Source organism: Paraburkholderia nodosa DSM 21604, assembly GCF_000519185.1.
In the GTDB taxonomy this organism is placed as follows: domain Bacteria; phylum Pseudomonadota; class Gammaproteobacteria; order Burkholderiales; family Burkholderiaceae; genus Paraburkholderia; species Paraburkholderia nodosa.
On sequence record NZ_JAFA01000009.1, the window covers coordinates 159,720 to 172,988 of the forward strand.

Sequence of the window (13,269 nt, forward strand, 5' to 3'; positions counted from 1 at the left end):
GGCTCTCTTACGAAAAAATTGCGTAAACATGCCTGGGTAGAAAGCGGGGATCGCTCAATGCGAAATGCTCTCCAGCGACTTGCCGAGCGTGCGGGGCCCCATCAAGCCGATGGACACCATCACGAGCGCCATCGCCCCCGCTATGAAAACGAATACGCCTGTCACGCCGAACTCCTTGAGCGTAAAGGCAATGACGAAGGAACTGAACACCGCCGAGAGCCGGCTCCACGAATAGACGAAGCCCACGGCACGCGCACGGATGGCGGTGGGGTAAAGCTCCTGCTGGTATGTGTGATAGGTGAACGAAATGATGTTGCCGGCGAGCGTCAGGAGCACGCCGAGCGTCACGATCGCGACCGCCGCCGACGCCTGGCTGAACAGCAACCCGCTCACGATATTGATCGCCGCCATACCGACGATCACATGCTTGCGCTCGAAGCGGTCGGCAATCCAGTAGCCGAGCAGCGGTCCCAGCGGCGCGGCAAGACCGATCACCGTGGTGTACATGAGGCTCGACGTGACCGTAATACCTTGCTTCACGAGCAGCGTGGGCACCCAGTTCGCGAAGCCGTAAAAGCCCACTGTCTGGAAGATATGGAAGACGATGAGCATAACGGTGCGTCTGCCGTATGGCGGTTTCCACATGTCCGCGAATCCTGCTTTTCGCGGCACCGGGTCGGCCGGGCCGACTGCAGGCAGTGGCGCTCCGTATTGCCGCGCAACCTTTTCTTCGAGGTCCGCCAGCACCGCATCGGCTTCTTCGGTGCGGCCTTTGCTCGCGAGCCAACGCGGACTCTCGGGCAGATTGCGCCGGAAGTACCAGACAAAGAGCGCGCTAATACCGCCCAGCAGCACGACCCAGCGCCATCCATCGAGCCCCAACGGCGCACGCGGCACTAGAAGCCACGAAAGAAACGCCACGACGGGCACCGCCGAAAAGCCGATCGCCTGGCACACGGCGAACGCTCTGCCGCGCAGGTGTTTGGGCGCTAGCTCGGAGAGGTACGTGCCGATGGTCACCAGTTCGACGCCTATGCCCACTCCCGAGATGAAACGCCAAAGGTTCAGGCCGCTCGCCGTATCCTGGAAGGCCATAACCGTGTTCGCCGCGACGTACCACAGCAGCGACCACGTGAAGATGGCTCGCCGCCCGAAGCGGTCCGCGAGGAAGCCGCACGCGGCCGTGCCGAGAAAGAGGCCGCAAAACAGCGCGGCAATGAAACTCGCCACGCCCGAAGTGCCGAAGAGGCCAGGCGTGGTCGAAGTGAGAATGCCGCTTTTGACCAGGCCCGGCGCGACATAACCGGTGAAGAGCAGATCGTACAGTTCGAAGAAGAATCCGAGGCTGAGCAGCAAGATCAGCTTCCAGACCGCGCGCGTGGCCGGAAGCCGGTCGAGACGGGCCGATATCGCGCCGTACTGCGCACTGCCGTCGGCAACCGCGTTCGCATCAGCGGGTGTTCCATGGTCAGCGGCGCGCAGATTCGCCGCGCCCTCCAGAATGGCCATGTTTGTCTCCAATGTAGTAGTTGGCATCAATGATTCGTGGCACGTGGCTCACGGATATCGCGCTTTCAATTCGTCAAACGAGGCGATCTCCCCCGCGAGCGCACTCGCCGCAACCGTCGGCGGGCTCGCGAGCCACACACGGCCAGGCCCCGAGCGCCCCGGGAAATTGCGGTTGATCGCGCTGATCGTGACCTGGCCCGCGTCGACGGAGGCCCCCGGTCCGCAATTGGCGCACGCACCGCATGAGGGCTGCAGGAGAATCACGCCAACCTGCTCGAAGGCCTCGATATAGCCGCGCTGCACGCAATAGTCGCGCACGTCGGACGTGCCGAACTGCAGGTAGAGCTTCACGTCCGCGGGCACGCGCAGGCCGTGCGCCGCCGCCCATGCCAGCACTTCGTGGTAGTGGTCGAAGTCCTCGCGCTTGCCCGCCGTGCACGAGCCGCCATAGGCGATGTCGATACGCGGACGCACTTCGAGGTCATGCAGTGCAACGCCGTTGCCGGGGTCGCCAGGCGCGGCGAGCATCGGCGAGAGGCGCGCGCAGTCGATGTCGATGACTTCGGCATACGCGGCGTCCGGGTCGCTGCACATCCACGGCTCGAAGGCGAATTCGATGCCGCGCCGCTCCCGCAAAAAGCGCACTGTTTCTCCATCGGGCGCGACGATGCCCGTGAAGCCACCCAGTTCCGCCGCCATGTTGGTGAGCGTCGTACGCTCGTCGGTGCTCGATTGCGCGATCGCGGAGCCGGCGAACTCGAACACCTTTCCCACGCCTGCGCCGGCGCGAATTGCGGGCTGCGCGAGCAGATGCAGCACGAGGTCTTTCGCCGTCACGCCTCGAGGAACAGGGCCGTGGAAATTCACGCGCAGCGACTGCGGCACCGTCATGCGCACCGCGCCGGTTACGAACGCATTCGCCATGTCGGTCGTACCCACGCCGAACGCGAGACACCCGAGCGCCCCGCTATGCGGTGTATGCGAATCGGTGCCGACGACGAGCTGCCCCGGCAGGGCATAGCGTTCGGCCATCATCGCGTGCGAAATGCCTTCGGAGCCTTCGCGAATGCCGCCATCCAGCTCGCTCAAATAGCCGTGATTGCGCAAGCCATAGTCGTGCGCGAATTGCCGGTGCGCAGCCGAAAGCTCACGCACATCGGGCAGCAGTCCATTGCGCACATGCAGATCGCTCTTATGCGAATACGAAAGATGGTCTTCGAACGTAAGTATGGTTTCGGGATCGTGCAGCGAAAGCGGCTTGCCGAACGCGGCATGCAGCATATGCGCCGCCATGCCCGTGTAGTACTCGTGGATGAAACGCCAGTCCGCGCGCACGAAAATGCCCGCGCCCGGCGTGAGCGACTCGCCCGTGTGCTCCGTGCGCAATACATGGCGTTCGAGGATTTTCTGTGCGAACGTGAGCGGCGCGTTCTGCGCTCGCTGCGTGGCATGCGCGATCTGCCGCATGCATTGCGCGCCGTATTTCAACAACCCGCCGCTGCGCAGAATCGAAGCCGCAAGGCCGTCGCGGGAGGCAACCAGCTCTTCGATGTCGATCGGTTCGCCGCGCCGGATGCGCTCGATCAACCCGAAGTCCGTCGAGGTGAACAGGCCGATGTTGTCGGCGTTCTGTCGATAGATGCGCTCGAAACTGCGCGCGATGACGAGCCGGATGCCTGCACGGTATTCGGCCAGCGGGCTGTGCTCGCGCGACGATCCCTTGCCGTAGCGATTCCCGGCCACGGTCACGCTGAATCCGCCATTTCGTACGGAATCCATACCAACAGGATTGCGCCCGCCGGCCTGAAAACCAAGATAGGGCACGCGGCCGAGGCGATCGTCGAAGCGCGTGAGCACGCTCATCGGCGTGATCTCGTCGGTCGAGACGTCGTCTCTCAATGCGTCCGGCGTGACGCCTTCCAGAGCGGCGCCATTCAATTGGCGCTCGACCTGCACCGGGTCATTGCAAAGAAACAGTACGCGGCCAGTCAATTCCAGGGTTGCCATCCAATTTCTCCTTGAGGGGAAATCTAGACGGCAGTGGGCGGCGCGATGAAGTGCTCGATCGGCAAAGGGGGCATCGCCGTTCGCGATGTTCTCGTTAACCCTCGCGCTGGACGAGTGTATCGATCAAGGCTTGTACGGCCCTCAGGCGCGTCGACTTGCGCAACGCGTGCAATTGCAGACTGCGGCTCGTCGCCCAGGGCTCGTCGAGCGGCCGGCGCACGAACCCCTGCGAGCCCGCGAAGGCCGACGCCGCACTGGTCGGCACGATGCCTATGCCGAGGCGAGCCTCGACCATGCGGCATTGGGCGTCGAAGCTGTTGACCGTCACCGGAATCTTGAGCGGCACGCGCGCAGCGGCGGCGCGCTCCTTGAGTATCTGGTCGAGCGAGCCGCCCGCCTGCAGCGCCACGAGCGGAAAACGCAGCACGTCGTTGAACGTGAGTGCCTGCATGGCCGCCAGTTCATGCTCGGGCGGCAGCACGACCATGAGCGGGTCGTTGGCGAAGTGCCACGAATCCAGCGCGCCGGGAATCCTGCCGCTCGCGGATATCCCCACGTCCGCGCGATCCTCCATACAGGCCCGCACGACTTCGTCACTGATCTGTTCGGTCAGGGCGATCTGCACGAGCGGGTAGCGCGCCTGAAAGACCTTGAGCCGTTCCGGCAGAAAACCAACGATCGCGGACGCGTTGGCGAACAGGCGCACCACACCCGCCACCTCGCCGCTGAGCGAGTGAACCTCACGCGCCAGCGACTGCAACTGGTCGTGTACCGCTGCCGCGCGTGAAAACGCGTGCCGGCCCGCCTCCGTCAATTCGACGCCCGACGGCGAGCGGATCAGCAAAGGCAGCCCCATCGCGGCTTCCAGATCCGCCATGCGGCGGCTCAGTGCCGACGGCGCAATGTGGTTGCGGCTGGCCGCTCGGGCAATGGAGCCTTCCTCCACGACCGAGATGAACAGCTCGAGGCTATAGGGATCGATTCGCATGGCCGCAATAATATCAGCAGAGTCAATTAACGTCCGACCCGAATAAATCAGAAAGGGAATTAAAAGGGAAATATAGACCAAAGAATTAATTACATCCGTGCACTTCAGACCGTCCCAGAACTGCCGATATTGCGGGCAATAGCAGGTGAAACACGCAATCTATGCAGTAAGCATTACCGTCTGCATTTGAGGTAATTAATACCTTGCTATTGGCGGAAATTGACTAAGTTTCGGTAATTGAAACTAGACACAATTCGTGTGACATTTTGTTACGTCTGATTTTCACATGCCAGGGGGAATTATCGGTAATATCCGCCGCGCGTCTGACTTCAAGCAGTGACTTCGTAATCTTCGTCCGAAAAAATTGCGCACGTCTCCCCTCCTTCAGGGATCCAGCGCAGGGCCGAAATTCCCGACGGGGCAGCCGTAGCGAGGGTGCAATATTTACCCGCGCGAAAGCAAAAGGACAGATACGCAGGTTCGCGCAATAGCGCGAGCCGCGCGGCGCACGTAGCGGGCGCAGGGCTCATCGAGCCGTTGTGCGGCGTCCGTTAAATCTCATTCTTCAGACCTTAGCCAGCATCTGAGCGCCATTGCGCGCCGTCGCCGGCTGGGCGTCGTTTTGTCTTTTTTTTTCGATCGATGAAACTCTTCTATCTCTTGCTGTCGTCGTCGCTATTCCTCGCGGCGTGCGGCGGTGGCAGCTCCGGAAGCTCCGGGACGGATGCGACCAATGCCTCGGCCACGACACAAAGCGCGAGTGACGCGACTGCCACGGACGCCAGCGCGAATGCGGCCACCAGCACGCACGGCACGCTGCACTGCGGCTCCGCCGTGAAATCGAGCGCGAGCTCCAGCAGCGAGCTGGTGAGCGTCGATACGCCGACCACGCAGAGCGGCCGTATCTTCGCCTCGGGTACGGCGTTTCCCCTCGCATTCACCACCAATGCGCCCGCAGCCGACACCGTGAACTGGTCGATCAGCGACCATCTCGGCAAGGTGGTCACGAGCGGCAGCCTGCGCGTGGCGGCAGGCCCGGTGACGACCACGCTGAGCTGCTCGTCGACGCTCGCAGGCTACTTTGCCGTGACCGCCAAGCTCGCCACCGCGGGCGGACAGCTCCCCGAGCTGGGCACCCGCCCCGCCGGCACCGCGACCTTCGGCGTGCTGCCCAATCTGGCCGGCATCGTGCCGACCGTTACGTATCCGCACCAGGACCTGCATCGCTTCGGCATGCAAGGCGAAGACGACAACACTTCGGTGCTCTCCTCGCTCGGCATCTCGTGGACGTACGACCATCGCGAGCTGTACAACATGGAGCCGAACGGCCCCAACACCTTCAACCCGAACGCCAACAATCTCGACCCGTTCTACACCACGGGCAACGTGATGCGCCTCGTGCGTCTGGACGGCATTCCCGCCTGGGCGAGCCCGACGGGCGCGTTCGAGGACGAATCGCTTCCGCCCACCGATCTCGCGTATTACCAGAACTACATGAGCCGGATCGGTACGGAATCGAACATCATTCGGACGACTTATTTTCCGCAGCAAGCGGCCAACTACTACCAGCTCACCTGGGAACCGGATGCCCAATGGCAAGGCACGAACACGCAATTCGTGCAGCTCTATCAAGCCGTCTATCAAGGTATCCACTCGACCGACCCTCACGCAGTCGTGATGGGGCCGACCGATACGGCGCCGTCCGGCACCGCCGACCAGTTGAAAGCCCTCGCGCCGCTCGGCTACGCGCAGGACATCGACGGCGTGACGACGCACAGCTACTACGACATCAACGGCAGCTCGCCTTCGTTCCCGCCCGAGCGTCAAGAAACCGATCCGGCCAACGCGTCCGGCTCGCTGATGGGGCAAATGCGCGCGCTGCGCAGCGAAATGGCGGCTGACTACAAGCCGGGCATGAAGCTGTTCAGCACGGAGCTTGGCATCAGCTACGACAACGGTTCGTCGTACGGTCCCAACTATCCGACCGGCAATATCCTGTACGCACAAGGCGCGGTGGTGGCGCGCAGCCACCTGATCATTCTGGGCGAAGGCGCCGATCAAACCTGGATCTTCTACGGTGCGGACTTCCCGGGCCTCGTGGGCTACGGCACGTTCTTCGATCTCGCCGACGCCCAGGGCCAGTATGGCGCGCAGAACATCAGCCCGAAACCGGCGGCCATGGCCGTCGCGGCGATGACGCGTATTCTCGACGGCACCAACACGCTTGGTCCGGTGAAGAAAACGCCCTCGGGGGTCTACGCTTACGCGTTCCAGCAGCTCAGCAACGGCGCGGTCATCACGGCCCTCTGGACGCACAACAACAGCGTGTGGAGCGCGAGCGCCGGCTACAGCTCGACCTATAGCGTGGGCTACAGCCTCGCGGTGGATGCACCCGGCACGAGCGGCACGGTCACCGTGCTCGACGAAATGGGCAATCCGACGACGAAGAGCTACAGCAACGGCAAAGTCGCGCTGAGCCTGACCGAATCGCCGGTCTATGTGATTTCGCAGAACGCTTCGGTGGCGAGCGCCAATGCGACGCTGCCTACGGGCTACGTGCCGAACTGACCGAACCGGGCGGCCACCTGGTCGCACGAAAAAGCCGTACCCTGAGGCGCCCTGGCCGCGGACACTGTTCCGCGGCCAGGGCGCCTCTTCCGTTTACCACCGGCGGGGCACGCTTGCGGCGGTATACTTGCGCTCTGTCCAACCGCGAGCCAGCACATGGAAAATTCGCCGTCGACATCCGGCTGCATGGGTTCTTTACGGCCTCATCGGTTAGTGATCGTCGAGGGCATCATGGGCTCGGGCAAGTCCACGATCATGCGCTTTATCGCTGGATGCCTGCACGAAGCGGGACAACGGGCGTTGCCGATCCACGAAAGAACGGCGCCTCACCCGGTTCGCGCGACAGACGAACTCGAACACTGGTTCGAACCCTGGCGGGACGCGACGCCACAACATCTTGCAACCCGCGCGCTGTCCCGGTGGACGGCTTTTGTCGAGGCCGGACAGCGCGGCGACGCCATCCCCGTCATGGACGGCCAGCTCTTCCACGGCGACCTGACTCACCTGCTGCTGATGGAAGCGCCGCCCGCGCTCATGTTCGACTACGCGGACGCGCTGGCCGCCGTCATCGCCCCGCTCGATCCATTGGTCATTTACCTCTGGCAGAACGATGTCGAGGCTGCGGTGCGAACCGTATGTGCGGAGCGCGGTCCCGCCTGGATCGACTATCAGGTGAACTGGAAGCTCGCGGCGCCTTATTGCGAGCGCAGAGGATACAAAGATTTGGAGGGGCTGATAGCGCTCTATCGCGACTACCGCCGCCTCACCGATGCACTGTTCGAGCGGCTGCCCCTGGTGAAGCTCGCAATCGAAAACTCAGCAAGGAACTGGCCAGCCTACGAGGGGCAAATCCTGCGCGCGTTGCGTTTGGCGCAATCAGGCTGAAGACGTCTGCGCCGCGTAGCTGCGCTCAGCACGGTGTACGCGATCGCGACGCTTGCTGGCGGCGCTCTCGACCCTTAAGCTTTCGACGCAGCGACAGAAATGAACGAAAATGCTGCGAACCAACTGGAAAGCAACATGAAACGACTGTTACTCGCCGCACTCACCGCCGCCTCGTTCGTGACCTGCGCTCATGCGCAAAGCGACGCGACCGGCTCGTTCGCCACCCCCGCAGGCACGGTGCAATTCGTGCGCGACGACCGCGACTTCGTGGCGGTCCTCGGCAAGGATATCTTCGACCGCTTCGACGCGAAGACGCTCGCGCATTTCGACGAAGTGGGCCACGACAACAGCACGATTACGCGCATGCTCGTGCAGACCGCCTACGGTCCGGTGCTGTACGACTTTCGACGCAATCCGCCGCTCGTGCAGCACGTGACCACACGCATGACGATCAAGCGCGTGTTCTGGCAGCCCGACGAAGTCGTGATGCAAGGCTCGGAGGGCTGGTTCCGGCTCAAGAACGGCGCGCTCACCAAGCTGCAATCGTCAACGACCACGTACCGCACCAACTAGCCGGTTAGGCGTCTTTGTCGTCCTTCTCGTCGCCCAGCGAGTCGCGGTCCGCGATCTTCAGCTGACGCAGCTTGTGATAGAGCGTTTTCTTCGGCATCCCAAGCTCCTCGCTCGCCTGGGCAACGTTGCCGTGATGGCGGCGCAGCGTGTTCTCGATCAGCATCCGCTCGAAATACGCTAGCTGATCCGCCAGCGTCTCCCCTTTCACGGTAGCCGCGCCCGCGGAAAGCAGGCTGTCGCCGGTCAGCCCGAGCACGAAGCGGTCGGCGACATTCTGCAACTCGCGCACGTTGCCGGGCCATGCGTGCGTCATGAGTTCGGACACCTGTGCAGCGGTCACGACCGGTGCCGGCGTACCGAAGCGCCGCGCGGCCGCGAGCACGAAATGCTCGAACAGCAGCGGGACGTCCTCGCGCCGCTCGCGCAGCGGCGGCAATTCGATCTGCGCGACGTTCAGCCGGTACAGCAGGTCGGCGCGAAAGCCGCCCTCGGCAGACACTTCGGCGAGGTCGGCCTTCGAAGCGGCAACGATCCGGCAATCCACCGGAATCAGCTCGTTTGCGCCCAGGCGCTCGACCACGCGCTCCTGCAGCACGCGCAGCATCTTGATCTGCAGCGCCATCGGCATCGTTTCGATCTCGTCGAGAAAGAGCGTGCCGCCATTCGCCCATTCGATCTTGCCAACGCGCTTCTTGATCGCGCCCGTGAACGCGCCCGCCTCGTGCCCGAACAGTTCGCTCTCGAACACCTGCTCGGGCAAACCGCCGCAATTGAGCGCCACGAAATGCGCGTCGCGCCGCGCGCTGAAGTCGTGCAGGCTGCGTGCGATCAGTTCCTTGCCCGTGCCCGTTTCGCCGGTGATCAGCACCGACACGGAGGTATCCGCAAGACGCAGAATCTTCTTGCGGACCTCCGCCATGGCCGGCGACTTGCCGAGCACGAGCGCCTCGATCCCCTGCCAGTTGTGCAACGAAGCGCGCAGGCCCTCGACTTCGAGCGTGAGCCGCCGTTTCTCGACCGCGCGCGCCACGCGGCCCGCGATCACATCGGAGGAGAATGGCTTTTCGATGAAGTCGTAGGCGCCCACACGCATTGCGCTGACCGCTGTCGAAATGTCCGCGTGCCCGCTGATCAGCAGCACGGGAATTTGCGGATCGATCGCCATCACGTGGTCGAGCAGTTGCAGGCCGTCGATGCCGGGCATACGCACGTCGGAGACGATCACGACCGGCGCGCCCGGCGCGACGTCGGCATACGCATCGGCGGCAGACGCATAGGCGCTCACCGGAAAGCCGGCCAGCGCCACCGCCTGCTCGACGCCGATGCGGACATTCTCGTCATCCTCGACGACCAGCACCCGAATCTCATCTGCCATATTCTGTCCTTTGCGGCTCGGCTGCCGCGAATTCGATCGTGAAGCGGGCTCCACCTTCGTCGCGATTCGTTGCGGTGATTTTCGCGCCAAAGCCTTCGACGATGCGCGATGTGATCGCGAGCCCGAGCCCGAGGCCTTGCCCGCGCGGCTTGGTCGTCACGAACGGCTCGAACAGGTGCGCCAGCACATCCGGCGCGATGCCGGGGCCGCTATCCTCGATCGTGAAGCGCACACGGCCTTGTGCGTCGGGCTCACCCGCCTCGATCGCGATCGCGCGCGTGCTCGCGTCGCGCACGGCGTCGAGCGCATTGCCCAGCAGATTGACGATTACCTGTTGCAGTTGACTCGACTCCGCATACACCGTCGTGCCCTGCGCGATCTTCACGTCGAGCCGCACCGCTTCGTCGCGGATCCGCGACTCGTAGATGAGCCGCGCATGCGCGACGGCTTCGCAGAGCGACACCGCGACGCGCTCCACTTCCGGCTTGCGCGCAAACGCCTTCAGCTCGCTCGTCAGCACCGCCATGCTGTCCACGAGGCGTCCGACGCGCTCGAGATTGGCGTTCGCCTGGGCGCCCTGATTGCGCTCGAAGAAAGTACGCGCATTGTCGCAGAGCGTGCGGATCGCGACGAGCGGCTGATTCAGCTCGTGCGTGAGCCCGGCCGCCATCTGGCCGATCACGGCGAGCTTGCCGGCGTGCACGACCTCCTGCTGCGTGGCGCGCAAGCGCTGCTCGGTGCGTTCGCGCTCGGCGATCTCGCGCTGCATCTGCGCGTTCGCTTGCGTGAGCGCGGCGGTCCGCTGCGCCACGGTCGTTTCCAGCTGGTCATTCGCGCGCCGCAAGGCTTCTTGCGCCTTGAGCTTCTCCACGATCACGCGCCGGCGCTGCACCGCATACAGCGCATAGAGCGCGGCGATCAGGAACACGCCCGTCACGAATGCGAACGCGAGCCGCTGCTGCCGCCGCGCGCCCGCCGTGTCGAGCAGCACCATGATCGTGTCCTGCCCTTGCGGCGCGGGACGCGCCATCACGAGAAAGCGGGCCGTACGGCCCGCGCGGCGCAGGTCGGGAAAGATGCCGATCCACGCGCTGTCGTTCCAGTCGCCAATGCGCCGGTATCGCAGCGCCTCGACGATGCGGCCCGCGTATTGGCGCGACGCCTGGATGTCGCGCTGCTGCGGCTCGGTCATCGCACGCATGGCGGTGAATTTCCATTCGGGCTGGGTCGAGATCACGATCACGCCGTTGCTGTCGACGACGATCGCCGCCTCGCCAGGCGTGCGCCACGCGGATTCGAGCGCGTCGACGCTGACCTTCACCGCGGCCGCACCGATCGCCGTGTCGCCGTCGTGAATCGCACTCGCGAAGTACAGCCCCGGAATGCCGGTGTTCGTGCCGATGCCGAAGAAGCGGCCGCGGCCCTGGGTGAGCGCGTCCTTGAAGTACGGCCGATACGACACGTTGGTGTCGACGAAGCTGACCGGCTGGTTCCAGTTGCTCGCGGCGATCACCGTGCCGTGCGCGTCGATCACGTCTACGGCGCCGCTGCCGACATCGTTGTTGACCGCTTCGAGATAGGCATCGACCGCGGGCAACATGCCACGCGCTTCAGCGGGCGGCGCCTTGAGCAACGCGCGCACGCTGTCCTGCCGCGCCACGAGCGCGGGGACCATCTCGAAGCGTCCCAGCTCGCTTTTCAGGCTCGCCGCGTAGAGATCGAGCCGATGCTCGCCGACGTCGGCCAGCGCGTCGATCGCGCGGTTCCATGCGAACTCCACCGCGGCGGCGGCCGCACCGACATACAGCACGGCCGCCGCCGCCCATCCCCACCATGGAATGCCCTTGTAACGCATCTGCACGTTCGCCCTCGTCGATTGGCTGCCGCCAGACGGCGGGTTCAGCGGATACCGCGCGCCGGAAGCACCGGCGCCATTATCGCGAAGGCGCGCACGAGGGGCGCACAGCAGCGCGTCATGCGCCGAAATGCGCGAGCAGGATGAGCGTCACGGTCACGACGATGGCGCCGCCAATACGCGTGGCGATCTGCGCGAACGGCATGAGCTGCATGCGGTTCGCCGCGGTGAGGATCGCCACGTCGCCGGTGCCGCCCTGGCCGCTGTGGCACGCGTTCACGATTGCGGTGTCGATAGGGTACATCTTCATCAGGCGTCCCACCACGAAGCCCGTGCCCATGAGCGTGACCACGGTCGCGGCGATCGTCACGACATTGACGAGCGTGAACGCGGCCATCAGCTTGTCCCACGGCGTCATCGCCACGCCGATCGCGAACAGCAGCGGGTAGGTGACCGCGGTCGAGAAGAACTTGTAGACCACGAATGCGCCTTCCTGCAGCGGCGGCGAAACCGCGCGCGCGAGCTTCACGAGCACGGCGAGGAACAGCATCGCCACCGGCGCGGGCAGGCCGAACAGCTTGTTCGCCATCAGGCCGATGAGGTACAGCGTGATCGCCGTGATACCGGCCGCGGCGATGTGGCTCACGTCCACGTGCCCGCGAGCTTCGTCGTTCGACGACGCCAGTTCATCGCTCGCGCCGACTTGCAGACGACCGTTGCCGGTGAGATGCGGCATGCGCTTGCCCAGCATGTCGAGCATGCCCGAGAGGATGATCGCGATCAGGCTGCCGAGCATCACGGGCGGCAAGACCTGCGCGAACAGGTCGCCTTGCGCGACGTGCATGATTTCCGAATAGCCCACGGAGAGCGGAATCGCGCCTTCGCCCACACCGCCGGCCATGATCGGCACGACGATATAGAGCAGCGTGTGCTTGACGCCGAGTCCGAGCGCCGCGCCAACCGCGGTGCCCACGATGGTCGCCGCCACCGTGCCGGCCGCAAGCGGAATGAAGATCTTCAGGAAGCCTTGAATCAGCACGCGCCGGTCCATGCTGAGAATACTGCCGACGATGATCGAGGCGATGAAGAGATAGAGGAAGTTGGTCTGTTTCGTGAACTCGACCGTGAGGTGCTGCACGGGCTTGGGCAGCACGTGGTAGTACACGAGCGCCGAAGGCACGAAGGTCGCGAGAATCGCTGCCGCGCCGATATTGCGCAACACCGGCAGACGCTTGCCGAGTTCGGCGCACGTGAAGCCGCAGAAGGCGAGCACGGCGATGGCCATCGAGATCTCGCCGGGCACCTTGCCCGTGACCGCGAAGCCCGCGATCAGCGCAAACAGGATCACGTAGATCGGCAGCGGAATGATGCCGATGCGGATTTCCATCAGCTTCCACCAGCCTTCGGGCCAGAAGCGGGTTTGGGTCGTCGGGGATGATTCGGGGACCGCCTGGGTCACCTGCGAGGCGGCGGATGCGGATACGCTGTTCTGCACGGGATGTCTCCTTC

At 64.2% G+C, this 13,269-nt stretch carries 9 protein-coding genes; 3 read left to right on the top strand and 6 right to left on the bottom strand.

Going from position 1 to position 13,269, the window contains the following annotated elements:
• Positions 1 to 54: 54 nt before the first annotated feature.
• The 3 genes from A3CW_RS0115465 to A3CW_RS0115475 form a co-directional block, all read right to left on the bottom strand.
• Positions 55 to 1,509: an MFS transporter gene (locus A3CW_RS0115465; protein ID WP_028204384.1), complete on the bottom strand. Its 1,455-nt coding sequence runs from the start codon at positions 1,507 to 1,509 to the stop codon at positions 55 to 57.
• Positions 1,510 to 1,557: 48 nt separating this feature from the next.
• Positions 1,558 to 3,516 carry an aconitase family protein gene (locus A3CW_RS0115470; protein ID WP_028204385.1) on the bottom strand — a complete coding sequence of 653 codons (1,959 nt, stop codon included), beginning with the start codon at positions 3,514 to 3,516 and terminating at the stop codon, positions 1,558 to 1,560.
• A gap of 94 nt (positions 3,517 to 3,610) precedes the next feature.
• On the bottom strand, positions 3,611 to 4,504 hold the full coding sequence (locus A3CW_RS0115475) for a LysR family transcriptional regulator (RefSeq protein WP_028204386.1): 894 nt from the start codon (positions 4,502 to 4,504) through the stop codon (positions 3,611 to 3,613).
• A gap of 642 nt (positions 4,505 to 5,146) precedes the next feature.
• On the opposite strand from A3CW_RS0115475, the gene A3CW_RS0115480 reads away from it, so the two are divergent.
• The 3 genes from A3CW_RS0115480 to A3CW_RS0115490 all read left to right on the top strand — a co-directional run bounded on the left by A3CW_RS0115480 (position 5,147) and on the right by A3CW_RS0115490 (position 8,530).
• Positions 5,147 to 7,072, top strand: coding sequence for a hypothetical protein (locus tag A3CW_RS0115480; protein WP_028204387.1), 1,926 nt, complete (start codon positions 5,147 to 5,149; stop codon positions 7,070 to 7,072).
• Positions 7,073 to 7,228: 156 nt separating this feature from the next.
• Positions 7,229 to 7,957, top strand: a complete 729-nt coding sequence (locus A3CW_RS0115485; RefSeq protein ID WP_245623655.1) for a P-loop NTPase family protein — start codon at positions 7,229 to 7,231, stop codon at positions 7,955 to 7,957.
• A gap of 135 nt (positions 7,958 to 8,092) precedes the next feature.
• The gene (locus tag A3CW_RS0115490; protein WP_028204389.1) at positions 8,093 to 8,530 is read left to right on the top strand and encodes a hypothetical protein; all 438 of its coding nucleotides are present in this window, start codon (positions 8,093 to 8,095) and stop codon (positions 8,528 to 8,530) included.
• A 4-nt stretch (positions 8,531 to 8,534) separates the two neighbouring features.
• Here the strand turns inward: A3CW_RS0115490 and A3CW_RS0115495 are convergent, their stop codons facing one another.
• The 3 genes from A3CW_RS0115495 to A3CW_RS0115505 form a co-directional block, all read right to left on the bottom strand.
• On the bottom strand, positions 8,535 to 9,905 hold the full coding sequence (locus tag A3CW_RS0115495) for a sigma-54-dependent transcriptional regulator (RefSeq protein WP_028204390.1): 1,371 nt from the start codon (positions 9,903 to 9,905) through the stop codon (positions 8,535 to 8,537).
• Positions 9,895 to 11,760 (bottom strand): sensor histidine kinase, encoded by a 1,866-nt coding sequence (locus A3CW_RS0115500; protein WP_035513119.1) that lies wholly within the window; start codon positions 11,758 to 11,760, stop codon positions 9,895 to 9,897. Before A3CW_RS0115500 ends, A3CW_RS0115495 begins: the two co-directional genes overlap by 11 nt.
• 118 nt (positions 11,761 to 11,878) lie before the next feature.
• Entirely contained in the window at positions 11,879 to 13,219 is a 1,341-nt protein-coding gene (locus A3CW_RS0115505) for a 2-hydroxycarboxylate transporter family protein (RefSeq protein WP_028204392.1), read from the bottom strand.
• Positions 13,220 to 13,269: the final 50 nt, after the last annotated feature.

Excerpts from the sequence above, each read along its gene's own strand:
- A3CW_RS0115495 (WP_028204390.1), bottom strand. The coding sequence starts at position 9,905 with ATGGCAGATGAGATTCGGGTGCTGGTCGTCGAGGATGACGAGAATGTC.
- A3CW_RS0115480 (WP_028204387.1), top strand. The coding sequence starts at position 5,147 with ATGAAACTCTTCTATCTCTTGCTGTCGTCGTCGCTATTCCTCGCGGCG.
- A3CW_RS0115485 (WP_245623655.1), top strand. The coding sequence starts at position 7,229 with ATGGAAAATTCGCCGTCGACATCCGGCTGCATGGGTTCTTTACGGCCT.
- A3CW_RS0115470 (WP_028204385.1), bottom strand. The coding sequence starts at position 3,516 with ATGGCAACCCTGGAATTGACTGGCCGCGTACTGTTTCTTTGCAATGAC.
- A3CW_RS0115475 (WP_028204386.1), bottom strand. The coding sequence starts at position 4,504 with ATGCGAATCGATCCCTATAGCCTCGAGCTGTTCATCTCGGTCGTGGAG.
- A3CW_RS0115500 (WP_035513119.1), bottom strand. The coding sequence starts at position 11,760 with ATGCGTTACAAGGGCATTCCATGGTGGGGATGGGCGGCGGCGGCCGTG.
- A3CW_RS0115490 (WP_028204389.1), top strand. The coding sequence starts at position 8,093 with ATGAAACGACTGTTACTCGCCGCACTCACCGCCGCCTCGTTCGTGACC.
- A3CW_RS0115465 (WP_028204384.1), bottom strand. The coding sequence starts at position 1,509 with ATGGCCATTCTGGAGGGCGCGGCGAATCTGCGCGCCGCTGACCATGGA.